Here is a 25,300-nt window from a genome sequence, read left to right as displayed (position 1 = left end):
ATGGTTCAAGCGCAGTCGATCAGATCCGGCACGAGGCTGCATAACCGAAGGTGCGCTCCTCATCCGGCGTTTCGATCCACACCAGGGTTTGTTCAAAACTGATCGGTGGACTGTAGAAATAACCCTGCACCATCGTGCACCCAAGGCTGGTCAGTGCATTCAGCTCATCCTGCGTCTCGACGCCTTCAATCACGCAGCCAAGAGACATGTCCAGACTCAAGGCAACCAGCGATTTCACGATCTTGTAACTCGCCGGATTGTCATGCACGCCAGTTACAAAACTGCGGTCAATCTTCAGTTTGGTCAGCGCCAGCGCATGCAACTGACTGAGGCTGGAGTACCCGGTGCCAAAATCATCCAGCGAGATACCGCAACCCAGTTGCCGGAACTGTGCAATAGCCTGCTGTACCTGGGCAATGTCCTGCATGACCGCCGTTTCGGTGATTTCCAGATCGAGCCGTGAGGCATCGAAACCGCTGTTTTCGATGATCTCGACAATGGTACTGACACTTTCCCAGGTCGCGCAGTCGTGCGCCGACAGGTTGAACGACAGTCTGATGGGCGCCGGCCATGACAAGGCCCTCTTCAATGCATGAGTCAACAAGGGTGCGGTGAGCTTGTTGATCATGCCGATTCGCTCGGCAATCGGAATGAAATGCGCAGGCGATACCGAGCCCAGTTCCGGACTTTTCCAGCGGGCCAGAGCCTCGAAAGCCACCGTTTCGCGTGTGCAGCTTTCAATGATCGGCTGAAACAGCACGTAGAACTCGGTCTCCAGATTGGCACGCCGCAATGCCTGCTCGGTTACGCCATCGGCGTGCAACTGCTCGCGGTGGCTGGCGGAGAACAGGCAGGTAGTTCCGGGGTTATGGTCTTTGCCCTGATAAAGCGCGTAGTCAGCAAACTCGAACAGTTGGGTGGCATTGTCTGCAGTGGCCGGAAACGTAGCGAAGCCCAAAGTTGCGCCAATCTGGATGGGCATGTCCGACAGCTCGAAGCTTTCATGCATCAGTTCACACAGGTGTTTACCAAACGCCAACAATGCATCGTTGCTGATATCACCCTTGATAACCACAGCGAACTCGTCACCGCCCAGTCGCGACACATGCACTGTATCGCTGGAGGCACTGGTCAAACGTTCGGCTACCAGCATCAGCAGACGGTCGCCGGTACGATGCCCATAAAGGTCATTGACTGGCTTGAACCCGTCCAGATCCAGCACGCCGACCGCCAACCCGGTGCGCTGCGCCAGCGCCTCCTGCATGGCCGTGTCCAGTGTCTGAAAGAACTGTCGGCGGTTCGGCAGCCCCGTCAAACTGTCCTGATTGGCCAGCAGAAGGTTCTCATTGCTCAGTTGCTCGGTTCTTATCTGCACATTCACCAGGCTGGTGAAATCGCGGTATTGATACTGAAGAATGATCAGCATGCCAATCGACACCAGCACGATGTTCACTGCTGTGGCGATGAAAGTAATGTTGTGCGTCGACGCGAAAAAAATAACAAACGCAGTGTTGACCACAACTGCAGTGGTCAACGCCGCAGGCCGCAAGTGCATCATGCAGAAGATGCAGACAATCACGGTGATGCCCATGAAAAACGCCACGTGCGCCTGGGCATAGGCATCGCCATAGGGATAAAGCGACAGCGACCAGGCGGCGAAACCGGCAGCGATCACGCCTGCCAGTCCGTTGGTCCCGCGCAACGTCGCCAGAATGGTGGTTGGCGCGGGTGGCGGCCGGTTTACCGTGAGCAGCCACTTGCGCGCACGAATAGCGCAAACAATAGTGAGCAGCGCCGGAACCAGCAGGGTCAGCCACATCGGAGCAGTTGCCCAATGGGTGAATGCCAACGCCCAGGTGTTGACCAGCAGCACGAAATACATCAATGGCAGCTGTCGGGACAACGCAACGTATTGGGCCTGCAACAGCCTGGGATTATCAGCGGGTACAGACATCACGGTGCGCAAGGCACTCACTAGTTTTTTCAGCATCGCAAGGCTTCTCTGTCACTACAATCAAAGCACACGTGGCTTGCTGCTCATCATGTGAGCCAATTAATGATCGGCCCACTTGTCATGCTCTCGGCAGGTGTGATTAATTCTTTACGGTAAAACCGATCCATGCGTCGGTTTAATGGAAATAAACAGGCGATACCCTTTTCGAGCAGGTGCTCGGGTATATCTAAAACGCTTGCAAACTCCTCTTTTCAATCGTCCCCTATGGGCAGGGAGCATTACCATGAACAGGAAAGTCATTATCGATACGGACATGGGCTGGGACGACGTACTGTCCATCGCCTACCTGATGAAAAGGCCGGACATCGACATCGTCGGTATCACGGTCACTGGATGTGGCGAAACGGATCTCGGCTGGGGCGTCATCATCGCGCAGCATTTACTGGGCATTGGCAACCGTCTCAGTACTGTTGTGGCAAAAGGCACCGATAAGCCACTTGAGTACGACAACCGGTTTCCACAACCATTCAAAAACGATATGAATGACATCATGGGCCTTCTGGGAACGCTCAATCCGGCTGCCTTGCCGGCGTTATCAAACCTTCCCGCGTGGGAGTTCATGTATCAGGCCGTGAAGAACAGCCAGGATAAAATCACTGTTCTTTCGCTGGGTGGCTTTACCAACATTGCGAAGATGCTCTCACTGAGTAACCAACCCGCAGACTTCCAGATGATCGAGCAGATCGTCGCCATGGCTGGGGCTGTCTATGTTGACGGTAACGTCGCTGCATTGAACGACGCTCAAAAGGAATGGGATCAGGGTGAGGCCTACAGCAGTAACCACTACGCAGAATGGAATGTGTTCGTCGACCCTGTCGCGGCCGATACCGTTTTTCAGTCGAGCCTGCCATTGACCCTGGTCCCGCTGGACGTCTGCAACCAGGTCATTCTCGACGCGAGCTACTCGCAAAAGATTACGGCGAGCGACCCTGTCGCCTTGCTGGTCAAGCAAGTGCTTGAAACCAAATCAGGCACGCACGCCGAAGGTTATCCGGTACCGATATTCGATCCGCTGGCAACGATGCTGATGGCAGGCGGTATTGAAGCGACGAAAATTGATGAGCAGTTTCTGTCCGTCAACACGAGCATTACACCGCAGGACAATCACTGCGGACAGATACAACTACAAGGCAGCGGTTCGCGAACCATCACCTCCGTGCTGGGTGTGTCGCAGTTCGCGTTCAGCGCGAATTTTGCTCAGGTCATCAACAACCGGACATGAACCAGGCGCGGCCTAGACTCAGTTCGCCGCCACCTGAGCCCTATCGGCTTGCATGACCAGCGCTTTGAGCGATGCATCGAATTGTTTCAGCGCATTGACCTGCAGCTCACGCTGCTGGTCAATCTGTGCGGCAATTTCTGGAGCAGCTTTGCCCTGCACCCAGACCGAGGTCATCTCCTTGACCACCTCACCTTCTGCCTTGCCGATGTATTGCAGATTGGTGTCATAAAACCGGGCCATGAACCGCGCTTCGACCTGACTGTTGCGCTTGCTTACCAGACGGTTATAGGTATCAAGCATCACCACCACGTCGGGGCGCGCTTTCATCAGCGCGTCGAGGTTGTCGTAAACGGTCACCGAGGCGAATTCTTTCTGCAATGAGCCTACCAGCCAGTCGGTTGCCAGTTTCGGGTCCGAACTGCTGATGAATGCATTGCGGATACGCGAATCGAGCGCGCCGTTCTGTCCGCTCCTGAGCGCTACCGAGTGATAGTTGTTCAGGTACTGAAGGTTACTGACGGTGTTTTCGCTGTACAACACCCCCACTGACTGAGTGTGTTGCAGACTGGAGGCGCTGTCGGCCACCGGCATGAAGTGGCAAGACTGCTCTGATACCGTAGAGACTGACGAGACGGCAGCATTGGCTGGCGCAGTGAGCATCATGCTGGTGCTTAGCACGGCAGCAAACGTCAACAGGTTAAACATTCTCATCGCGTCGTCTCCCTTTGGAGCAGGTGGCTATGGCGCCATCCTCCTCCTTTGCCGGAAAAACAGAACTTGCCTTGCTTGATGATGACTATCGACTGAATGAATGATAGTTGATGCCAACGCACCGCAAGGTTTTTCGCGTCAATTTTCATCCACCCTGACAGCCGCGCGAATGGCCTTGAGCAGCATCCGGCACGCCGGATTGTCATTGTCGGCACGCCAGACCAGATGCAACTCGCTCTGCACACCCTCGCCCAGGTCAATGTCACGAAATACGACGTCCTTGAACACCACATTGGTCGCACAGCGCGGCACCAGTGCCAGGCCCATGCCGGCGTTGACCAGTGCCAGAATAGTCAGTGACGACCCAAGCCATTGGACATACTCCGGCGCAACTCGTGCGGAACGAAACATACCGGTCAGCAGTTCGTTGAACGGTGGATAGGCCGAATGCGAATACATCAGAAACGGCGCGCCTTCCAGGTCCGCCACCGTAACTGAATCAGCGTGAGCCAGCCGATGATTGCCCGGCACCGCCAGCACGAATGGCTCTCGCACCAGGCATTCGCTCTCGTAGCCGGGCTGAAACAGCGGCGCTCGCACGATCCCCAGGTCAATGCGTCGCGCCCTGAGCGCTTCGTGCTGCTGATAGGTGTTCATTTCAGTCAGGGAAATCTTTACCTGCGGCTGCTTGAGCCGCGCCTCGGCGATCACTCTGGGCAGAAACTCGTACACCGCGCTGCCGACAAAGCTGATGGTCACCGAGCCGATATCGCCTTCGGCAAAGCGCCGCGCGGAGATGGCAGCCTGCTGCGCGCGCTCCAGCAACGTCTGCGCTTCAATGAAGAACGCCCTGCCCGCTGCGGTCAGGGCCACACTGCGGGTGCTGCGCGTGAACAGCTCGACACCCAGATTGTGCTCCATTATCTGGATTTGCCGGCTCAGCGGAGGCTGGGTCATATTCAGCCGTTCGGCAGCGCGCCGGAAATTGAGTTCCGTGGCCACCGTGGTGAAGCAGCGCAGTTGAGAAAGCTCGAACATTGATCCACTCCCGGTATCAATCAAGTCATTAACTGGATTAGACGGGAATAATACACCCCATCATGATCGACTCATCCCCAAAAAAACAATGAATGGGAGTCGCCCTTGAATACCGTCCCTGGCACTACGGACCCCACGGTGCTTGCCCGTGCGGCCTCCAAGGTGAAACGCCACGTGTTGCCGCTGTTTGTGGTGATGTTCATCGTCAATTACATCGACCGGGTCAATATCGGTTTTGTACGCAGTCATCTGGAAACCGATCTGGGCATCGGTGCGGCGGCCTACGGGCTGGGCGCCGGATTGTTCTTTGTCGGCTATGCACTGTTCGAAGTACCTTCCAACATGCTGTTGCAGCGCTACGGTGCCCGCGCCTGGCTGACCCGCATCATGTTCACCTGGGGCGCGGCCGCGATGGCCATGGCGTTCGTTCAGGGTGAAACCAGTTTCTACGTGCTGCGTTTCATTCTGGGTGCCGCCGAAGCTGGCTTCTTTCCCGGCATCATCTATTACTTCACCCAATGGTTGCCTTCCAGCGATCGCGGCAAGGCCATGGCGCTGTTTCTCAGTGGCTCGGCAATCGCTTCGGTAATTTCCGGCCCGGTATCCGGTGCGCTCCTGGGCATCGAGGGCCTGAGTCTGCACGGCTGGCAGTGGATGTTCCTGATCGAGGGTTTCGCTTCCATAGTGCTGTGCGGATTCGTCTGGTTCTGGCTGCAATCACACCCGCATCAAGCCACCTGGCTCAGCGATGAAGAAAAAACCGCACTCAGCACCGCCATAGCCGAAGAGCAACGTCTGCGCGAAGCAACTCAGACCGTCAGGCCATCGGTGTTTCGCTTGCTGGCAGACCGGCAGATCCTGCTGTTCTGCTTCATCTACTTTTCGGTGGCGCTGACCATTTACGGGGCTACCTTCTGGCTGCCAAGCATGATCCGCAAGATGGGCAGTTTCAGCGACTTTGAGGTCGGGCTGTTCAACTCGGTGCCATGGATCATCTCGATTGTGGCCATGTATGGCTTTGCCGCACTGGCGGCACGCTTCAAGCACCAACAGGCCTGGGTCGCCGTCACGCTGGTGATCGCCGCCTTCGGCATGTTCATGTCCACCATTGGTGGTCCGGTGTTTGCTTTTGTTGCCATCTGTTTCGCGGCAATCGGTTTCAAGGCCGCGTCTGCACTGTTCTGGCCGATCCCTCAGGGCTATCTGGAGGCGCGCATTGCCGCAGCGGTCATTGCGCTGATCAACTCCATCGGCAACCTGGGCGGTTTCGTTGCTCCCACTACGTTCGGTTTTCTGGAGCAGACCACCGGTTCGATTCAGGGTGGTCTTTATGGACTGGCTGCCACCTCGTTGCTCGCTGCCGTCGTGATTTTCTTTGCCCGCACCACCCCGCGTGGTGACCTGCGCCGCCCGTCCAGAGATGAGCCAGCCAAATCCCACCGCGCCGTCGTACCTGGCACCCCTTCCAGCCTCAAACCCTGATCACCGGGAGACCGCCCTTTGAAAATCATACGCGTGACCGTAACCCCTATCGCCTTTCGCGATCCGCCGCTGCTCAACGCCAGTGGCATCCATGAACCTTTCGCACTGCGCTCGATCATCGAAGTGGAAAGCGACAACGGTTACATCGGCCTCGGCGAAAGCTATGGCGACGCCCCGGCGCTGGCCATTCAGCAACAGGTGCAGAACCAGTTGATCGGGCTCGACCCGTTCAACCTCAATCAACTGCGCAGCATCGTTCAGGCGACGGTTGCGGCACACAAACCTGCCAGCCTGGCCGGTGCTGAACTGGCACCGGGTTCGCACGCCAGCAAGGCGGTAAGCAACGCTTATTCAGCATTCGAGGTGGCGTTTCTGGACCTGCAGGCACGTTCCATGAGCCTGCCGTTGGTGGACCTGCTCGGCGGTGCCATTCGTGACCAGATACCCTTCAGCGCCTACCTGTTCTTCAAATACGCGCAGCATGCCGATGCGCCTTACGCACCCGACAGCTGGGGTGAAGCGCTCAGCGAAGAACAGATCGTCGCCCAGGCACGGCGCATGATCGAAGCCTACGGGTTCAAAAGCATCAAGCTCAAGGCCGGTGCGCTGGAGCCGGAACATGAGGTGTCCTGCATCAAGGCATTGAAAAAAGCCTTCCCCGGCTACCCGCTGCGCATCGACCCCAACGGCAACTGGTCGCTGGAAACCTCGATTCGCATGGCCGAGCTGCTGGGCGATGACCTGCAGTACTACGAAGACCCGACCCCTGGTCTGGATGGCATGTCGGAATTGCACAAGCGCACTGGCCTGCCACTGGCGACCAACATGGTCGTGACCGATTTCGATGAATTCCGACGCAGCGTGGCCCTCGACAGCGTGCAGATCGTACTCGCCGACCACCATTACTGGGGCGGCCTGCGCGACACCCAGGCGCTGGCGAAGATGTGCGACACCTTCGGCCTCGGTGTGTCGATGCACTCCAACTCGCATTTGGGGATCAGCCTCATGGCCATGGCCCACGTCGCTGCGTCCGTGCCCAATCTGGACTACGCCTGCGACACGCACTACCCGTGGCAGGAACCGGACGAGGAAGTCATCAAGGGCGGCAAGCTGCCGATTGTCGACGGCTGCGTCAGCATCACCCGCGCGCCGGGCCTTGGCCTTGAGCTGGATTACGACCAGCTCGGCAAGCTCAACGATCAGTACCACAGCTGTGGCATTCGTCAGCGCGATGATGTGAAGCAGATGCAGAAGTACCAGCCGCAATGGAGAGCTGTAAAACCAAGATACTGAGTACGTCCGGGCAGCGTCAGTCAGGCCTTGGCGCAGAATTGGCCTGCGGGTAGACACTCGGCACATCCTGCCGGGTGCGACCACGGATCAAAGCTTCGGGGTTGCGGCTTATATAATCGGTCAGGACCCGCACCGAGCGGGCCGTACGTTGAACCTCATCCATTGTCCGGCTGACCTGCTGACGTACCGGCGAGTCTTCTGCAAGAGCCGCCCCGGCTATCTCCATCGTGCTTCGGGACTGCCCCAGAACAGTGTGAAGTTCGGGCATCACGTCTGCGTTGAACAGCTTGAACGTCTTGTGCGCTTCGTCAAGGCTGCCATTCAGATTGCCGGCGATCTCCTGCATCGGCAATTTGCTGACCTTTTCAACGATCAGCTGTACCTGCTCCTGCATTTTCTCCAGCTCTCCCGGTACGGTGGGGATTATCAGCGGCCGTGCGTTGACATCGAATTGAACCGGCGCAGCGTTGGCAAAGAACTCCAGAGAAATATAAAGCTGGCCGGTCAGCAGACTCGCACTGCGAGGCTGTGCGCGCAGGCCCTGTTTGACGAAGTCGGCGATCAACTGCGCGGTACGCGAATCGTCGGGTGTACCCAATGTCTCTACGATCTTTTCGTTGGCCTGCCCAAGGCGTTCCGGGTAGATCACCGCCCCCACAATGCTGGAAAAAGACTTGTTGGCCGCATCGTAGTCAAGATCGACGGAGATCACTCGCCCCAGATTTATGCCCATGAACTCGACGGGCGAATTGACTTCAAGGCCACGCAAGGACTGCCTGAACATCATGCGGATATAACCCGGCTCGCCATCAGGCGGTGACAGCGCCTTTTGCTGATCCTCGAACAGCTTGAAACGTGCATGCTCTGCAGCCCTTGGCGAGCTCGAACCGTATCCTGGCTCAACGAAGGCCACACCTCCGGCCAGTAACGTCGAAACCGATTCAGTCTTTATCTTCAGCCCATCAGCATCAACCGTCAGGCCAATACCGCTGGCGTTCCAGAACCGTGTATCGGTGGTCACAAACCTGTCGTTGGGGGCATTGATGAAAATTTCCGCATCCACACCTTTGCCATCCTCGGACAAATGACAGGCAACCACTTGACCGACTTGAATGCGCCGATAATAGACAGGAGAACCGACATCGAGTGAGCCCATGTCCTCGGCGTGCAGGGTAAAACGTGTGCCTTTTGCGCCAAACGTAAGGGGTGGTGGGCTTTCCTGACCAATAAAGTGTTTTTTCGGGTGCTCGGACGTCCCGCTGTCTGCCGCGATATACGGCCCGGAAAGCAGGGTATCCACGCCGGACACGCCCTTGGCCCCGATACGCGGGCGCACCACCCAGAACATGGAATCCTCGGCAGTGAAGGCACGGGCGTCGGCATTCAGATCCACTGTCGCCACAACACCGGTACGGTCTTTGCTCAGGGTGACGGCCGACACCTCGCCGATCACGACATTTTTGACCTTGACTCTGGTCTTGTGGGCTTCAAGCCCTTCGGCGCTTTGAAAACTGATAAAAATTCTCGGCCCTTTCGACAGTGAGCTGCTAATCAGCAGCGATACGCATACCAGGGCAGCAATCACCGGAATCAGCCATACCGGCGAGGCACCGAATCGCCTTTTTCCAGTGATTGAAGCGCCAATTGTCGATGCAGAAACGGAACCTGAGCGATCAGACATTTTTTCCTCTGAGGCGCCCACACGGGGTCATGCCGACGGTTAATACTGTCGGCAGAACTCTGAACGTCGACTATCAATAAACCCTCAAGGAAATATCAAGATTTGATCAAGGCAGCGGGTCGAACTTCAATTCACTGAGGCTTTGCACCTTGTCTTCACGAACCATTTTGTATTCGGTATTCGGGCCGATCCACTGCGCCCAGATCGCGTCGATTTCACCTGCTGCTTCCATCGCACGCAGCGATTCGTTGACCTTGGCCAGAAATGCCGGCTCGCCCTGACGCATACCGGCACCGATAGGCTCCAGCGCCATCGGCTCCTTGGCGATTGCAAGCTCCACACCACTGGTCTTGGCCTGCCCGACCAGCTTGATCGCGGTCATGGTGTTGGTCACCAGGCCCACCACCTTGTTCTGTTGCAGCGCCATGTAGGCAGAACCGGTGTCCTGGAAGGTCACAGGCGTGGCATCAGCCAGCCGAATCGACTGTTCGGACGTAGAGCCTTTGGTCGAGCTGATGCGTTTGCCTTTGAAAAAGGATTTCGGTTGATCGGCATTGGCGGCGCGCACTACCAGCGTTTCCTTGGCGATGTAGTACGGATCGCTGAACTGGATCTGGTCGGCGCGACTCTTGGTGTAGGCCAGATTGGCAAAAATCACGTCAACGCGGCCCATTTTGACTTCAGGAATGCGCGCTTCGACCGACAGCGGCTTGAGCTCCAGCTCGACGCCCATATGTTTGGCCAGCGCCTTGCAGAGGTCAACATCCATGCCTACCAGTTCACGGGTTTTCGGGTCCGGTGCCGAAAACGGCGGGACGTCAGCATAGACGCCGCAACTCAGGCTTTTCTTGCTCATCACATCACTGAGCTGATCAGCGTGAGCAAACGAAACAGCCAATGGCGACAATGCCAGTGCAACCAGCAAAGACTTCATACGCATGGTGAGACTCCTGGAAATAAATGGAGGGATTGCTGAAACAAGGGCCTGTGCTCAATGGCTGCGCAGGTCGGAAATGAAGCGTTGGGCACGCGGGTGGTCCGGCTGCTGAAAGAAAGCCTCAGGACTGGATTTTTCAAGGATCTGCCCCGCATCCATGAACCAGATGGTGTCGGCCACTTCACGGGCAAAATTCATCTCGTGGGTGACGCACATCATGGTCATGCCCTCTTTGGCCAGGCCTTTCATGACGCTGAGCACCTCGCCGACCATTTCCGGGTCGAGTGCGCTGGTGGGCTCGTCAAAGAGCATCACGGGCGGTTCCATGGCCAGCGCCCGGGCAATCGCCACGCGCTGCTGCTGGCCGCCGGACAACTGCGCCGGGTAAGCGCCGGCCTTGTGTGCCAGCCCCACCCGATCCAGCAGTTCCATGGCCCTGGCGCGCGCCTCACTGTTTTTCAGGCCGCGCACTTTGGTCGGGGTCAGGATGATGTTGTCTAGCACCGACAGATGCGGGAACAGATTGAAGCTCTGGAATACAAAACCCACCCGACTGCGCAAGCGATTGACGTTGGCGTCGGTGCCGTTCACGTCGTGGCCGTCAAACAGAATCTGGCCCTGCTGAACATCTTCAAGACGGTTGACGGTGCGGATCAGTGTCGACTTGCCCGAACCCGAGGGCCCGCACAGCACCACCACTTCGCCGCGCTGCACTTCAGCGGTGATATCGGTCAGGGCCTGGTACTCGCCATACCACTTATTGATCCTGGAAAACATGATCATCGGATGCATTGGGCAACCCTCAATTATCGGTAGTCAAAGGCCGGGGAACAGGTGCAGGCGACACGCTGCCCTCCCGTTTGCGGGCAATTCGCCGTTCCACCACTGCGGCCAGCCGGGTCAGGCCGTAGCACAGCACGTTGTAGGTGATCGCCAGAATGAAGAACACCTGAAACGGCTTGGTCAGCAGCTGGTTGTTGATCTGATTGGCGGCGAAGGTCACTTCCTGGACGTTGATCACGTAGCCCAGCGACGTTTCCTTGATGATCGAAATGAACTGGCTGATCAGGCTTGGCAATGCGTTGTACAGCGCTTGCGGCAGAATCACCCAGACCGTGGTGCGCATGTAGCCCATGCCCAGCGCGCGTGATGCTTCGTACTGACCAGCCGGCAGCGCCTGAATGGCACCGCGGATGATTTCGCACAGGTAGGCGCTCTGATAGACCACCAGCGTGCAGAGCATGGTGGTGAAGCCGGTGATGTTATGACCGATCAGCAGCGGGACCAGAAAGTAAGTCCAGAAAATCACCATCAGCAGCGGAATGCCGCGCATCACATAGACCCAGACCGTGGCCGGGTAACGCAGCCAGTGCCACGGCGAGACCCGTGCCAGCGACAGTAGCAGCCCTAGCGGGAACGCCAGCAAAAGCGCCAGCGCAGCCAGAATCAGCGTTGAAACCAGCCCACCCATCGGGCCGTGAGGGTATTGGCCGACCAGCAGCAAGGTCCAGTTATCGCGAACAATCGTGAACACATCGAACATCGCCGCCTACCTCGCCATGGCTTTGCTGAAATGCCGGGCCAGCAACGCACCCAGGCCCATCAGCATCAGTGAAATGGCCAGGTAGACCACGGTTGCGACCAGATACGCCTCGAAGGTGCGAAAGGTGTAGTTCTCGACCTCGCGAGTGGCATAGGTCAGCTCGACGACGCCGATGGCCATGACCAGGCTGGTATTCTTGAACAGCAGCACCGTGTGATTGATCAATGACGGCAGGCAGTTGCGAACGCCTTGCGGCAGGATCACGTAACGCATCGAACGCACATAACCCAGGCCCAATGCGCGCGATGCTTCGACTTGCCCGGCCGGAATGGCGCGCAAGCCGCTGCGGATGTCCTCACTGAAGTAAGCCGCCTGGCACAGCCCCAGCGCGATCACCGAAAACAGGTACTCGGTGCTGTAGTTGGCCAGCCAGAGCTGCGTGCTTTCGGTGAGCAACGTCGGAATACCGAAATACCAGAGCATCAGTTGCACCAGTGTCGGCACGTTGCGGTGGTAGGACACATAGCCCGCCACCAGACGCTCGGCGTATTTGTTGCCGGTCAGGCGAATCGACACCAGCAGCAGGGCCACGGCCATTGCCATGCACCAGGCAACGAACGCCAGTTGCAGGGTTGTCTCTATGCCCTTGACGATCAGCTCGGCATACTCGCCCTGCAGGATCGCCGAAAGATCGAATTTACTCGTCATGGTTGTTCCCATTGACATTCAGCCAGGGCAGAAGCAAGGCGCCAGGGGTACTGGCGCGGGTGTCGCATGGCGGCTGGTGCCGCTCTCGTGATGGGTACAGCGCTTGCAGCGAGGCGCAGCCTCAGCCTTCATAGTCCTGCGGGCGCGCGGTCGACAGCCCGCCGGGTACCTGTAGCGTCGGGGTGATTTCCATATGGCCGATGTTGACCGCGATGGGCGCAGCGATCACGTAGGCGATTGCATCGGCAATGTCCTTGGCCACAGGCAGCTCATAGCCCTCGATGAAGCGTTTGCGCACTTCCTCGGAATCGCCATGCACATGGGCAAAAATGTCCGTGGCCACACGCCCGGGGCAGATTTCCGTCACCCGCACGCGCTTGCCGAACGCATCGATACGTAGCTGGCGAGAAAGCATGCTCACGGCAGCCTTGGTGGCGTGGTACGTCGAGTTGCCGCCGAAGTTGTAGGCGGCGGCAATCGAGCTGATGTTGATGATGTGCCCGCTGTCACGCTCGACCATACCCGGCAACGAAAGCCTGGCGATCTGCAATACCGCGCGCAGGTTCACATCGACCAGCAGATCAATCCCTTCTGCGTCTGCCTTGAGCAGCGAACCGGGCCGGTCGACTCCGGCATTGTTGACCACAACATCGAACTGATGGGCCTGGAACAGTGCCGTCAGACCGGCCAGATCAGTTACGTCGATAGCATGCGCGATGCAGCCGGTGCGCTGCGCCAGTGCCGCCAGCTTGTCTGCACTGCGCGCCAGCGCATGAACCTGCAGACCTTCAGCACACAGCCGTTCGACGACGGCTTCGCCAATGCCGGAAGAAGCGCCGGTCACCAGCGCAGTTTTGTAATCGGAAAAAGGCATGTCGGGGTTTCCTTGAATAAGCGTCGATCAGCCGCTTGGCTGTTAATGCTGATCGCCTTGTACTGGACTTTAACGAGCGTCATGGGCAGCGACCAAGACACAATGGTTGTGTGGCAATAAGCTGCGCTTATGACCCGAGCAGCTGTGAAACCGGGGTGATGACACCGCCCTGCTCTTCGATGCTCTGGCGAATGCTGCGCGCCAGCTCCACCGCCCCCGGCGTGTCGCCATGCAACAGGATTGATTGGGCATTGACCGCCACGCGCTTGCCGCTCAGGGTCGTAACCGTACCGTCCTGCAACAGTTGCGCAACCCTGGCGCGGACCTGCTGTGGGTCCTTGATCACCGCCCCGGCAATGCCACGCGGCACCAGCAGGCAGTTTTCGTCGTAGGCACGGTCGGCCAGAAACGTGGTCGCGACTCTCAGGCCGCACGCTTCGGCGGCCTGTTCGATGGCCGCGCTGCTGGATGAACTGATGATCATGTGCGCATCGAAACTGGCGACCGCCTTGACCAGCGGCCTGGCCAGTTCGGCATCGGCCGCGGCCATATTACCCAGCGCGCCGTGGAAGCTCATGTGCGTCACGCGGTAACCGGCAGCGGCTGCAATGCCTGCCAGAGCGCCCAGCTGATACACCACCATGCTGCACAACTCGTTGAGTTCGATGTTGATTCTGCGCCGCCCGAACCCCTGCAGATCAGGAAAACCGACATGTGCGCCGAGATCGATGCCCAGCGCTTTGGCGCGGTGCACGGTGTTATTCATTATCAATGGATCACCGGCATGAAAACCACAGGCCACGTTGGCCGAGGAGATCAGTTGCATCAGTGCCTCATCCTCACCCATGGTCCAGGGGCCGAAGCCCTCACCCAGATCAGCGTTCAGATCAATGCGCATCGTGTCACTCCTCCAGTTCAATCAGCGGCTGGCCGTAACCGACCCGTTCATGCTCGGCAGCCAGAAAACGCGTCACACGCCCTGCCTGCTGGCTGCGCACCGGCAGATAAAGCAGGCCGATGCGCAACAGGCCCAGCAACTGCCCGACTGCAACGGTGTCGCCGGGTTTTACGTAGCTGTTTTTTTCGTCGGGGTGTCTCGATACAAAAACGCCGGGGTTATCCGCAGCTATTACAAGCGCAATGGCTGGCGGCTGTTCGACTGCGACGTCCACGTCAGGTCGCGATGCAGGGTTATCCGCACGTACACCGCGTCGGATCAACAACTCGAACCCTGGTCGTTTCAGTTCAAGAACCGTGAGCCCGGCATCACGAATCCAGCCTGCCAGTTGGCGAATTTCATTGATGTTCATCAGCGATGTCCTTGCAGGCCGCGCAGCGCAAGCAAGCGCCGGGCGTCTTCGATGAAGGCGTGATTGGTGTCCAGTGCCTCGACGGCCTCCTCGTAGCTGCATTGCACGAAGCGCACCTTGCTGCCGATGGGGGCCTGACCGAGACGCCACAGGTCGGCTTCGATAACCGTCGCAAACTTTGGATAGCCGCCGCTGGGCTGGGCATCGCGCATTTGCACAATCGGCTGGCCGCCGTGGGGCACCTGAATCACCCCGGGCACAATGCCGTGAGAGCGAATTTCCAGCGCCTCCCTTGGCAATAGGGGCGTACCTTCCATGCGATAACCATAGCGATTGCTTTGCGTGGTGATTTTCCACTCGCCGGCAAAAAATGTTTGTTGGGCTTCAACGCTGAAGCAGTCGAACTCGGCGGCAGGCAGTACGCGTATGGCCGGTAGCTCGTCGATAATCAACGGCAAGGCCGCCGCAGCAGATTGCAGACCAAAATCACCAGCGCGCGGTTGATTAGCCGCACCGGCGGGAATCAGATCGCCCTGCTGCAAGGCGCGGCCCTGCCAGCCACCAAATGCACCGCGCAATTGCGTGCTGCGCGAGCCCAGAACCTGCGGCACATCCACACCGCCCGCCAGGCATAAATAGGCGCGACTGCCCGTCGTTGGGTAACTCAGCTTCAACACCTGATTCTTGCGCGCCTGAGCGACCCAGTTACCCGGCAGTCGCTCGCCATCCAGCCGTGCAGAACAGGCAGCACCGGTGATAGCAAAAGTGCAGTCCTCGACAAAACGCACTTCGAACGGGAACAGTGGAATCTCGATGCCTGCCGCGTCTTCGTCGTTGCCCAGCAACAAATTGCCGAGCTGCAACGACAGAGTGTCCATTGCGCCGGAGGTGCCGACGCCGTAGCCCAGGCTGCCATGCCGACCCAGATCCTGGACCGTCGCCAGTGCGGTGGCGCTGATAACTTCGATCATCGAATGATCCTCTCGATACGCAAGCGCAGTTGATCGCCGGGCTGCATCAGCGCCGGAGGGTTCTGATCAGCGTCGAAAAACACCATTTCCGTGCGCCCTATCGTGTTCCAGCCACTGGGGCCGGCTGAAGCGGAGATACCCGTCTGCACGCCGCCGATGGAAACCGAGCCGGCACCGATATCGAGTACCGGCACTTTGCGCCGAGGCGTCGCCAGACGCTGATCCATGCCGCCCAGATAGCAATAACCGGGGTGGCTGCCCAAGGCGTACACCGGGTAAAGCGGTTCGCAGTGCAGATTGGCGATGGTCTCGATATCCAGTCCGGTATGGGCGATGACATCGGCCATGTGCGGTCCGCCGTCACCGCCATACACCACCGGCAACTCGATGATCCGGCCTTGCAACGGCAGCGGCTGGCATTGCTCCCAGGCCTCCAGCAAGCGGGTTTTCAAGCCGGTCAGGTCGCGTGGCGGCGCTGCGAAGGTCAGCATCAGGTTGTTCATGCCCGGCACCGATTCGCGCACCTGCGGCCAGTCCTTGCTCAGGCTGGCCAGCGCCCATATGCGTTGCTGCGCTGCCAGCTCAAGCTCGCCGGGTGCTTCGAACAGCAAGGCGGTGGTTCCCAGCAAAGTGATTCGTGGCGGCAACTGCTGGAGGGTCATGGGTGGCTCCTTGTCTGTAACCAGCGCTCCAGGTGGTGAATGTCCATGCCACCCTTGCAGAACACCGGGTCCTGCAAAATGTCGCGATGCAGCGCGATGTTGGTAGAGATTCCCTCAACGTGCATTTCGCTCAGCGCCAGGCGCATACGTGCCAGGGCCTCATCGCGACTGGCACCGTGAGTGATGACCTTCGCCACCATCGAATCGTAATAAGGCGGAACGCGATAACCGTGGCTCACATGCGAGTCGACCCGTACGCCAAAACCACCAGGAATCTCCCAGCGGGTGACTTGCCCCGGCGTAGGCATGAAGCTGCGCGGGTCCTCGGCGTTGATCCGGCATTCCAGAGAATGGCCCGACACGCTGACGTCGGCCTGGCTGAAACTCAGGCGCTCGCCCATCGCCATGCGAATCTGCTGCTGAACGATGTCGATGCCGGAAGTCATTTCCGTGACCGGGTGCTCGACCTGCAGGCGAGTATTCATTTCGATGAAATAGAACTCATCGTTTTCAAACAGGAATTCGAACGTGCCTACGCCCTGGTAACCGATCTGCCGGCAGGCCAGTGCGCAACGTTCGCCCACCCTGGCCATCAATTCCGGGTCGATGCCCGGTGCAGGAGCCTCTTCAAGCACCTTCTGGTGGCGGCGCTGCATCGAGCAATCCCGCGAGCCAAGCCAGACAGCATTGCCATAGGCATCGCACAGCACCTGAATCTCGACATGGCGCGGCTGGCCCAGAAACTTCTCGATATACAACTCGGGATTGCCGAAGGCACGGCGGGCTTCTTCGCCGGTCAGCGCAATTGCATCAAGCAATTGCTGCTCTTCCTGAACCACGCGCATGCCCCGCCCGCCGCCACCACCAGCGGCCTTGACGATGACCGGGTAACCAATGTCACGGGCAATTTTCAGGATACCTAGCGGATCGGCAGGCATGCTGGTGTCCGGGCCTGGCACGCACGGCACGCCAGCCTCACGCATTGCCCGCTTGGCCGCGACCTTGTCGCCCATCACCCGAATGCAGGCGGCACTGGGGCCGATGAACGTCAGGCCAGCCTGTTCGATGCGCTCAGCGAACGCGGCGTTTTCAGACAGAAACCCGTAACCGGGATGGATCGCCTGAGCACCGGTCAACTGCGCAGCGTAAAGCACGGCAGCCTGATTCAGATAACTCTGCCCCGGCGCGGCCGGGCCTATGCACAGTGACTCATCGGCCTGCCGTACATAGCTGGCATCGCGATCCGCTTCGGAATAGACCGCAACCGTACTCAGGCCCAGGCCTTTGCAGGCGCGCTGGATGCACAGGGCAATTTCGCCGCGGTTGGCGATCAACACTTTATCGAACATCAAAAACCCCTGATCTGTGAACCCGGAAGGCAGCCGCACGGCCACCCAAGACCTTCAACCGATGCTGAAAAGCGCTTGTCCGGCCTGAACCTCTTCGCCGTTGGCAACCAGAATGGCGGTCACGACCCCTGCCTTTTCAGCCGTCACCGGATGAAACATCTTCATGGCTTCAACCACTGCCAGGGTCTGTCCCACTTCGACTGACGTGCCGACTTCAACGAAGGGCGGCTGGTCGGGCGCCGGGGTCAGGTGCAAGACCCCATACAGCGAGGCGCAGGCCTGAGCCTCTTGCGCATTGGCAGTTGCAGTTGCCTGAGAGGAAGCAGCAGCATCGGTTGCAGGCGCTTTCAGCGACGTTGATGCAGATGGACTGATGCCGCTGGCGGCCTCGACCGACTCACGCAGCAAGCGCAACTGCGTATCGCCTTCAGACAGGCTGAGTTCACTCAGGTCCGATTCGGCCATCAGGTCGATAAGTGCTTTGATACGTTCCGGTTTCATGCAAGAGCCCTTGCCTGGCAAAAGAAATGTGGCTGAGGGCAATGTAACGAGAGCGATTTTTGACCGCCAAGACGGTTTGACTGTGGGGTGATAAGCGCCCCTTATGACGCCGGGGTTACTCTGTACGGCGATTGCCGCGCATCTCTGCGACCAGTTCCAGTAGGATGGCCTTGACCGCCTGGGCCGGAACCGAAAGCGGCAAGTGGCCTGACAGGCACAGGGCCAGCGGCGCTTCGATCTCGGGTTCGACGATCCGGCTCAGATTGACCGCATGCGTATCGGCCAGCACCCGCGCAGCAGACTCGGGAAGAATGGTCGAGCCGAATCGATCCGCTACTGCGGCAGCCAGAGTCGTCGATGATTCGACTTCTGCCACCACCCGGGCACTGCGCTCGATGCGCACAAATGCCTCATCCACCAGACGGCGGATGGTGTTGTAGGTGCGCGGTAACAGCAGGTCGATATCGGCCAGCTCGGCGAGGGCTATTTCCTCGCAGCCCTGAAGCGTGTCCTGGGCGCTGACCAGATACAGTTGCTCGCGAATCAATTGCACAAAACTCAGGCCATGCACCTCACGTCCGCCATAAAGAACGGCCATGTCCATGCGCCCGTTCATGATCAGTTCGCTCAGCGTGGTGCCAAAGTTCTCGTTGAGGTACAGCAGGATACCCGGATGACGCTCGCGCACCCGTTTCAGCAACGGCAGCGACAAGGTTGACGCAGCAGTGCCCGGGGCCAGCCCTACCGACACCGGCCCCGACAACGCCAGGCCGCTGGCGTTGACATCACTTTGCGCCTGCTCACACTGACGCAGTATGACCTGAGCATGGCCGTACAAAACCTTGCCCGCCTCGGTCGGGGTAACGCCGCGCTTGGTGCGGATCAGCAACTGCTGCTGCAACTCGGCTTCCAGCGTCACCAATTGCTGGCTTAACGCAGGTTGTGCGATGTGCAGTACATCGGCGGCTTGGGTCAGGCTGCCGATGTCGACAATTTTCACAAAGTATTTCAAGCGGCGAAGGTTCAAGGTGCTGCACTCCAGAGTCACGACCCCGATGCCTCAGCAAGACACAGGCCAGCTCTGAAAAAACCAGACATAAGCAATTGCTATGTCAGCAACCGCCGAGCGTGTTTGCAACGCATGGATGCCCCCGCAGGCATTGCTCGCCCGCTTTTGGTGCAGCATTGGTTCATCTGCGGTCATAAGCGCTGCCTATCAACCCAGAACAAACTCGTCTTATGGCCTGCCGTCTGCAGGCTCGTAACGTATTCCCCGTCAAGGCCATCAACGAGGAATGCCAACGTGACCGCATCTCGCATCGCTGCCCGCGTGCTCCGCATCAAACCATCGCCCAGCAGCGCTGCTGCCGATCGGGCCAATGAACTGCGGCGCGCAGGCAAGTCGATCATCAATCTGGTGGTTGGCGAACCCGACTTCGATACGCCTGCCCACATTCGTCAGGCCGCCTCTGCCGCCATCGAAAACGGTGAAACCCGCTACACGCTCAATGCGGGTACTGCAGCGCTGCGCGACGCGATTGCCGCCAAACTCCAGCGCGAAAACGGCCTGAGCTACGCCCCCGGCCAGATCGTAGTCACCAGCGGTGCCAAGGCTGCGATCTTCAATGCCTTCGCAGCGACCCTGGGCATTGACGACGAAGTGCTGATCCCCGCGCCGTACTGGGTGTCGTACCCGGACATGGTGCTGGCCTGCGATGGTCGCCCGGTGACCTTACCGTGCCCCGAAGACAATCAGTTCAAGCTCACCGCCGAGCAACTACGCCACGCAATCACGCCGCGTACCCGCTGGCTGCTGCTCAATTCGCCGAGCAATCCGAGCGGCGCGACCTACAGCGCAACTGAATGGCGGGCACTGGCTGACGTGCTGCTCGACTACCCGGACGTGCTGGTCATGACCGATGATATTTACGAACACATTCGCTATGACGACACCCCGCTCAGCCATCTGCTGACTGTCGAACCCGCCCTGCGCGAGCGTGTGCTGATCATCAATGGTGTATCAAAAACCTACGCCATGACCGGTTGGCGCATCGGCTATGCCGCAGGCCCCAGCGATATCATCAACGCGATGGCTACCCTGCAATCGCAATCCACCAGCAACGCCTGCTCGGTGAGCCAGGCCGCCGCAGTGGCGGCCCTCAATGGCGACCAGTCGTTTGTCGGCGAGAGCGTCAAGGTCTACAAACAGCGCCGCGACCGCTGCCTGGAGTTGATCAACGCAATTGACGGCCTGAGTTGCATCCAGCCACAAGGCGCGTTTTATCTCTACGTCAATTGCGCAGCGCTGATCGGCAAAACCACCCCGTCAGGCTCGGTACTGGAAGCCGACACCGATGTGGTTCTGTACCTGCTGGAAAGTCAGGGTGTTGCGGTTGTAGCAGGCACCGCTTATGGCCTGGCACCGTTCTTCCGGATGTCTACGGCGACGGCCCTCGAAACCCTTGAAACCGGTTGCACACGCATTGCGACTGCTGTCGCTGCGTTGCGCTGAGCGCCTGGCCATGACCACGCCGAGCCACCCGGCCCTGACCTTCAAACAGGCCCTGCTGGCCATGCTCGGCATTTCCCTGGTGCTGATGCTGTCCGCACTCGACCAGACAGTGATCGGCAACGCATTGCCAAGCATCGTCGCGGAACTCGATGGTTTCGAGCTGTATGCCTGGGTCGCCACCGGCTACCTGCTGGCGTCCATTGTGACCATTCCGATCTTTGGCCGACTGGGCGATTTCTACGGGCGTAAACCGTTCGTGCTGGCCGCTACGGTCATTTTCACCGTTGCTTCGGTGGTCTGCGCGCTGGCCGACAGCATGCTGGTGCTGGTCATTGGCCGGGCCCTGCAAGGCGTCGGTGGCGGGATGCTGATCGGTACGGCATTTGCCTGTGTGCCGGAGCTGTTTCCCGACCCCCGTCAGCGACTGCGCTGGCAGGTTCTGCTGAGTGCGATGTTCAGCGTGGTCAATGCCATCGGCCCAGGGTTGGGCGGTTACCTGTCCGGCGAGTTCGGCTGGCGTTCGGTGTTCTGGCTGAACCTGCCGCTGGGCGTGATTGCGTTGTTTTTTGCCTGGCGCTTTTTACCCTGGTATCGCCCGCCAACAGCCGGTGCGATCAGGCTCGACTGGATCGGCGCAGTGTTGATTGTCCTGAGCCTGGGCAGCCTGCAATTGTTCGTTGAATGGCTCGGTCAGCGCTCTCTGGCGATCAGCCTGCTGTGCGGCGCTATCACTGTTATTGCCTTGACCGGACTTTGGTTCAGAGAGCGCCGTTGCGCGTTCGCCTTGCTGCCCGCCGGGCTGTTTGCCAATCGCAGCATCCGCCTGCTGTTCATCATGTCGCTGCTGGCCGGTGCGATCATGTTCACCCTGCTGTTTTACCTGCCTCTGCTGTTGCAGGGCAGCTACGGCTACTCGCCGCAGGACGCCGGGCTGCTGCTCACACCGCTGGCCCTGAGTATCACTTTGGGCGCAATCGTCAACAGTCGCATCGTCACGCGTCTGGCAAACCCCAACTGGTTACCGATTGGCGGATTCGTTGCCCTGTCGATTGCCTGCATCGCCTTGGCACTGGTCGGACTGCACGCCGGGTTCACGACCTTGCTGGGACTGATTCTGCTGGCGGGGCTGGGTCTGGGGTTCATTCTGCTCAACCTCACTGTATTCACCCAGACGCTTGCCGAGCGGCAGTTTCTCGGTATCGCCACAGCACTCACTCAATCGTTGCGACTGGTTGGCGGCTTGCTGGGCACCGCGGCAATGGGTGTGCTGGTCAAGTTGCTGTACGTCGCCAATCTGCAACATGCGCTGGCCTCGGCAGGCCAGATGCAGGCAATAGCGCGTCTGACCGACCCTCAGGTCCTGCTGCAGCACACGCCCACAGATATCGACACCACGTTGCAGCTGGCTCGCACTGCCCTCGCCCATGCAGTCGGTACGGGGCTGTTGATCTGCGCCGCACTGGGCGTACTTGCACTGGTGGTTCTTTCCCGTTTACCTCGCGTCGCGCTGTATCAAGCGCCTCGCACAACGACACCTGAAACGGATTCAGCTGCAAAACACGCCTCTTAAAACAACAAGAAACCTGACTGCCGCCCGACCCTGCCTCTCACAACACTTAATGACAGCATGAGGATGAACCCGATGGAGCGTATCAATCGCGCCACCCCTTTCGTTGCGGGCTTTTGTGGCCTGCTGATCGCGCAGCAGAGCTTTGGCGAAGGTTTTCTGGAAGACAGCAAGGCCAGCATTCTGGCGCGCAACTTCTTCAGCAACGCAGACAACCGCAGCGGTGCTGCCGACCCGAACTACACGCAGGAGTGGGGCCAGGGCTTCATGCTCAACTACCAGTCCGGCTACACTCCCGGCACCGTCGGCTTTGGTGTCGATGCGCTGGGCCAGTTGGGCATCCGCCTGGACTCGGGCAAGGGCCGCCATTACAACCCGCAAAGCACGGCGTTCAACGGCAATATCTTCCCCACAGACAGCGACGGCCGCGCGGTCGATGAGTTCAGCAGCCTGGGCGCAACGCTCAAGGCACGCGTTTCAAAAACCGAGTTGAAATACGGCACGCTGGTGCCGATGCTGCCGGTGGTCATGTCCACTGATCGCATGCTGCAACAAACTTTTCGCGGCGGCCAGATTCAGTCTGGCGACTTGAAGGAGTTCACTTTCACCGCAGGCCAGCTGGAACATGTCATGGGCCGCGGTTCGACCAACCAGATGGGCATGTCGATTCCCGGTGCCAACAACCCGCTGACCGGCGAATTCGTCAACAAGTTCTACTACGCAGGCGTCGATTACAAACCGACCAAAGACCTGACCTTGCAGTATTACTACGGCAACCTGGAAAACTTCTACAAACAGAACTTTCTCGGACTGAAATATGACATGCAACTCGGCCCGGGCACCCTGCGCACCGACCTGCGCCACTTCGACAACCGCTCGGACGGTGCAAACGGTCACGATCCGGCGTTCTACACGGTGGGTTATTACGGCAACGGCGTTACTAAGGGTGAAGTCGACAGCCGCCTGTCCAGCGCCCAGTTCACCTACCTCATCAACGGTCATACCTTTGCTGCCGGTTATCAGGCAGTGACCGGCGACAGCGACGCGGTATGGTTGAATCAGGGCGATGGATCAACCGCCTACTTCGTGACCGAATCCATGATCGGCAAGTTCCAGCGCGCCGGAGAACGCACCTGGCAGGTCCGTTACGGCTATGACTTCGCCAGGCTTGGCGTTCCCGGGCTGAAATTCCTGGCCATGTATGAAAGCGGTTCGAACATCCAGACGTCCGACGGCGACAAGAAGGAATGGGAACGCAACGTGACCCTGAGTTACGTGGTGCAGTCCGGCCCGGCGAAAAACCTCAGCGTTGCACTGCGTCATGCACAACTTCGTACCGAATTCGCCAGCCAGCGTGATGCCGATGAGCACCGGATCATTGTCAGCTATCCGATTAATATTTTTTAAAACCTGGGCGGGTGGCAGATACCGGGTGTATCTGCTACCTGAGGGTTGGTTGACGGCGTGCACAAGCGCTCGTGCTGGTCACAACATTCGTTATAACCTTTGCACCTTGCAGAGGAAGCGAAAACAATGGATAAAACGATCCCGGAAGCGGGAGTATCAGTTTTTTTGTGTTCGGGCTGGTTAGGGCCTGCCGTCAGGCAGGCCCTTGTTTTACCAGCTCGGTCTGGTAAATCGGTCTCCGTACAGGATCGCAAATTGATTCATTGCCACTTTCCAGTCGTGTGCCGCATGACCCCAGTTGGCGGTGATGTTGCGCAACCCAAGCCATATCAGTTTCGTCGCAGCCTCATCGGTCGGGAAGTGCCCTCGAGTCTTGATGATCTTGCGTAACTGGGCATTGATGCTCTCGATGGCATTGGTCGTGTAAACCACTTTGCGAATGCCCGCCGGAAAAACAAAAAACGGTATAACCCGATCCCAGGCGCGACGCCATGCAGCAACTACAGTCGGATACTGCTTGCCCCAGGGGCCCGCTTCAAAGGCGTTAAGCTCTTGCTCAGCCACATCGGCATTGATCGCCTGGTAGATCGGCTTGAGTGCTTTGGCCAGTGCCCGACGTTTATCCCAAGCGGCATAGTCCAAGCTGTTGCGGATCAGATGCACGATGCAGGTTTGCAGCGTCGTGGCAGGAAAAACCGCCCCCAACGCCTCCGGTATTCCTTTGAGGCCATCCGTGACGGCGATCAGAACATCTTCAACGCCACGAGTCTTGAGGTCGTTGAACACCTTCATCCAAAACTTGGCACCCTCGGTGCTCTCGATCCATATACCCAGAATGTCGCGCGTGCCATCAGGTAATACCCCCAGCGCCAGATAAATAGCCTTGTTGCACACTAACCCCTCGTCCCGGATTTTGACCCGTAACGCATCGAAGAAGATCACCGGATACATCGGTTCCAAGGGTCGTTGCTGCCAAGCGCCCACCTCTTCCATGACCGCATCGGTGACTGAGCTGATGAAGTCATGGGACACGTCAGTTCCATACTGCTCAGATAGAAAAGCGCGGATCTCACGCACCGTCATGCCCCGGGCGTACATGGCAATTATCTTGTCGTCGAAGCCTGTAAAACGTCGTTCGTGCTTGGGAATCAGGATCGGGGCGAAGCTACCATCGCGGTCTCTGGGGATATCCAGGCGAAGCGGCCCGTCGTCGGTCAGAACCGTCTTGCTGCTTTTGCCATTGCGCTGATTGGTCGACTCCTCAGGGCGCTCCGCGCCCTGAGGATAACCAAGGTGGTGACCCAGCTCGGCGCCTAGCGCACGCTTGATCAGAGCCTTCTTGAACGCCATGGACGCGTCTTGAATGGCTTCGGCGCTCATCGGGCCTTTAACAAACTGCTCGATCAGCTCTTGGGGAATCGAGGGCAACTCCCTCGCTGTTGCATTGGCGGACTTCTTTTTGGTCGGCATACATGCACCTCTAGCTACATGTTATGCCCGAACACAAAATTTCTGACA

General features: G+C 58.6%; 23 protein-coding genes. 6 read left to right on the top strand and 17 right to left on the bottom strand.

Annotated features, from left to right (window positions below; genetic code table 11):
* Positions 1 to 19: 19 nt before the first annotated feature.
* The gene (locus FFH21_RS13155) at positions 20 to 1,990 is read right to left on the bottom strand and encodes a bifunctional diguanylate cyclase/phosphodiesterase (RefSeq protein ID WP_004665484.1); all 1,971 of its coding nucleotides are present in this window, start codon (positions 1,988 to 1,990) and stop codon (positions 20 to 22) included.
* A 247-nt stretch (positions 1,991 to 2,237) separates the two neighbouring features.
* Here FFH21_RS13155 and FFH21_RS13150 point away from each other — a divergent pair, with 247 nt between their 5' ends.
* Complete coding sequence (locus tag FFH21_RS13150) at positions 2,238 to 3,236, top strand: nucleoside hydrolase (RefSeq protein WP_004662185.1); 999 nt, start codon at positions 2,238 to 2,240, stop codon at positions 3,234 to 3,236.
* A gap of 18 nt (positions 3,237 to 3,254) precedes the next feature.
* Here the strand turns inward: FFH21_RS13150 and FFH21_RS13145 are convergent, their stop codons facing one another.
* Together FFH21_RS13145 and FFH21_RS13140 are read right to left on the bottom strand one after the other, a co-directional pair.
* The gene (locus tag FFH21_RS13145) at positions 3,255 to 3,947 is read right to left on the bottom strand and encodes a hypothetical protein (RefSeq protein WP_002553487.1); all 693 of its coding nucleotides are present in this window, start codon (positions 3,945 to 3,947) and stop codon (positions 3,255 to 3,257) included.
* 138 nt (positions 3,948 to 4,085) lie between these two features.
* The gene (locus FFH21_RS13140) at positions 4,086 to 4,985 is read right to left on the bottom strand and encodes a LysR substrate-binding domain-containing protein (protein ID WP_011168601.1); all 900 of its coding nucleotides are present in this window, start codon (positions 4,983 to 4,985) and stop codon (positions 4,086 to 4,088) included.
* A 138-nt stretch (positions 4,986 to 5,123) separates the two neighbouring features.
* On the opposite strand from FFH21_RS13140, the gene FFH21_RS13135 reads away from it, so the two are divergent.
* Both FFH21_RS13135 and FFH21_RS13130 read left to right on the top strand, forming a co-directional pair.
* Positions 5,124 to 6,467, top strand: coding sequence for an MFS transporter (locus FFH21_RS13135; RefSeq protein WP_011168600.1), 1,344 nt, complete (start codon positions 5,124 to 5,126; stop codon positions 6,465 to 6,467).
* 18 nt (positions 6,468 to 6,485) lie between these two features.
* Positions 6,486 to 7,760 (top strand): glucarate dehydratase family protein, encoded by a 1,275-nt coding sequence (locus FFH21_RS13130; protein ID WP_011168599.1) that lies wholly within the window; start codon positions 6,486 to 6,488, stop codon positions 7,758 to 7,760.
* A gap of 16 nt (positions 7,761 to 7,776) precedes the next feature.
* Here the strand turns inward: FFH21_RS13130 and FFH21_RS13125 are convergent, their stop codons facing one another.
* From FFH21_RS13125 to nac, 13 genes are all read right to left on the bottom strand, one after another.
* Positions 7,777 to 9,441, bottom strand: coding sequence for an intermembrane transport protein PqiB (locus FFH21_RS13125; protein ID WP_011168598.1), 1,665 nt, complete (start codon positions 9,439 to 9,441; stop codon positions 7,777 to 7,779).
* A gap of 106 nt (positions 9,442 to 9,547) precedes the next feature.
* Positions 9,548 to 10,381, bottom strand: coding sequence for an ABC transporter substrate-binding protein (locus FFH21_RS13120; RefSeq protein WP_011168597.1), 834 nt, complete (start codon positions 10,379 to 10,381; stop codon positions 9,548 to 9,550).
* A gap of 51 nt (positions 10,382 to 10,432) precedes the next feature.
* On the bottom strand, positions 10,433 to 11,161 hold the full coding sequence (locus FFH21_RS13115) for an amino acid ABC transporter ATP-binding protein (RefSeq protein ID WP_005731847.1): 729 nt from the start codon (positions 11,159 to 11,161) through the stop codon (positions 10,433 to 10,435).
* A 19-nt stretch (positions 11,162 to 11,180) separates the two neighbouring features.
* Entirely contained in the window at positions 11,181 to 11,921 is a 741-nt protein-coding gene (locus FFH21_RS13110; protein WP_011168596.1) for an amino acid ABC transporter permease, read from the bottom strand.
* A 6-nt stretch (positions 11,922 to 11,927) separates the two neighbouring features.
* Complete coding sequence (locus FFH21_RS13105; RefSeq protein WP_002553479.1) at positions 11,928 to 12,629, bottom strand: amino acid ABC transporter permease; 702 nt, start codon at positions 12,627 to 12,629, stop codon at positions 11,928 to 11,930.
* Between the two features lie 121 nt (positions 12,630 to 12,750).
* On the bottom strand, positions 12,751 to 13,503 hold the full coding sequence (locus FFH21_RS13100) for an SDR family oxidoreductase (RefSeq protein ID WP_005731845.1): 753 nt from the start codon (positions 13,501 to 13,503) through the stop codon (positions 12,751 to 12,753).
* Positions 13,504 to 13,630: 127 nt separating this feature from the next.
* The gene (locus tag FFH21_RS13095; RefSeq protein ID WP_011168595.1) at positions 13,631 to 14,401 is read right to left on the bottom strand and encodes a 5-oxoprolinase subunit PxpA; all 771 of its coding nucleotides are present in this window, start codon (positions 14,399 to 14,401) and stop codon (positions 13,631 to 13,633) included.
* Between the two features lie 4 nt (positions 14,402 to 14,405).
* Positions 14,406 to 14,813, bottom strand: a complete 408-nt coding sequence (locus tag FFH21_RS13090; RefSeq protein WP_011168594.1) for a biotin/lipoyl-containing protein — start codon at positions 14,811 to 14,813, stop codon at positions 14,406 to 14,408.
* Positions 14,813 to 15,784: a biotin-dependent carboxyltransferase family protein gene (locus tag FFH21_RS13085; protein WP_002553476.1), complete on the bottom strand. Its 972-nt coding sequence runs from the start codon at positions 15,782 to 15,784 to the stop codon at positions 14,813 to 14,815. The genes FFH21_RS13090 and FFH21_RS13085 overlap by 1 nt, the downstream gene beginning before the upstream one ends.
* A complete protein-coding gene (gene pxpB / locus FFH21_RS13080) occupies positions 15,781 to 16,446 on the bottom strand; it encodes a 5-oxoprolinase subunit PxpB (protein ID WP_005731840.1) in 666 nt (221 codons plus the stop codon). The genes FFH21_RS13085 and pxpB overlap by 4 nt, the downstream gene beginning before the upstream one ends.
* Positions 16,443 to 17,795: an acetyl-CoA carboxylase biotin carboxylase subunit gene (gene accC / locus FFH21_RS13075; protein ID WP_011168593.1), complete on the bottom strand. Its 1,353-nt coding sequence runs from the start codon at positions 17,793 to 17,795 to the stop codon at positions 16,443 to 16,445. Before accC ends, pxpB begins: the two co-directional genes overlap by 4 nt.
* A gap of 54 nt (positions 17,796 to 17,849) precedes the next feature.
* Complete coding sequence (locus FFH21_RS13070; protein ID WP_019741075.1) at positions 17,850 to 18,296, bottom strand: acetyl-CoA carboxylase biotin carboxyl carrier protein subunit; 447 nt, start codon at positions 18,294 to 18,296, stop codon at positions 17,850 to 17,852.
* 115 nt (positions 18,297 to 18,411) lie between these two features.
* Positions 18,412 to 19,323, bottom strand: a complete 912-nt coding sequence (gene nac, locus FFH21_RS13065; protein WP_011168591.1) for a nitrogen assimilation transcriptional regulator NAC — start codon at positions 19,321 to 19,323, stop codon at positions 18,412 to 18,414.
* Between the two features lie 276 nt (positions 19,324 to 19,599).
* Here nac and FFH21_RS13060 point away from each other — a divergent pair, with 276 nt between their 5' ends.
* The 3 genes from FFH21_RS13060 (at position 19,600) to FFH21_RS13050 (ending at position 23,782) form a co-directional block, all read left to right on the top strand.
* Entirely contained in the window at positions 19,600 to 20,808 is a 1,209-nt protein-coding gene (locus FFH21_RS13060; protein WP_019741074.1) for an aspartate transaminase, read from the top strand.
* The gene (locus FFH21_RS13055) at positions 20,780 to 22,378 is read left to right on the top strand and encodes an MFS transporter (RefSeq protein WP_041924544.1); all 1,599 of its coding nucleotides are present in this window, start codon (positions 20,780 to 20,782) and stop codon (positions 22,376 to 22,378) included. The genes FFH21_RS13060 and FFH21_RS13055 overlap by 29 nt, the downstream gene beginning before the upstream one ends.
* Positions 22,379 to 22,450: 72 nt before the next feature.
* Positions 22,451 to 23,782: an OprD family porin gene (locus tag FFH21_RS13050; protein WP_011168588.1), complete on the top strand. Its 1,332-nt coding sequence runs from the start codon at positions 22,451 to 22,453 to the stop codon at positions 23,780 to 23,782.
* Positions 23,783 to 23,992: 210 nt separating this feature from the next.
* On the opposite strand, the gene FFH21_RS13040 is transcribed toward FFH21_RS13050, so the two are convergent.
* Entirely contained in the window at positions 23,993 to 25,252 is a 1,260-nt protein-coding gene (locus tag FFH21_RS13040; RefSeq protein ID WP_011168414.1) for an IS256-like element ISPsy17 family transposase, read from the bottom strand.
* Positions 25,253 to 25,300: the final 48 nt, after the last annotated feature.

Source organism: Pseudomonas sp. KBS0707, from assembly GCF_005937945.2.
GTDB classification, from domain to species: domain Bacteria; phylum Pseudomonadota; class Gammaproteobacteria; order Pseudomonadales; family Pseudomonadaceae; genus Aquipseudomonas; species Aquipseudomonas amygdali.
Note: the sequence above shows the minus strand (reverse complement) of the source record. Positions and strands in the feature narration are given on the sequence as shown.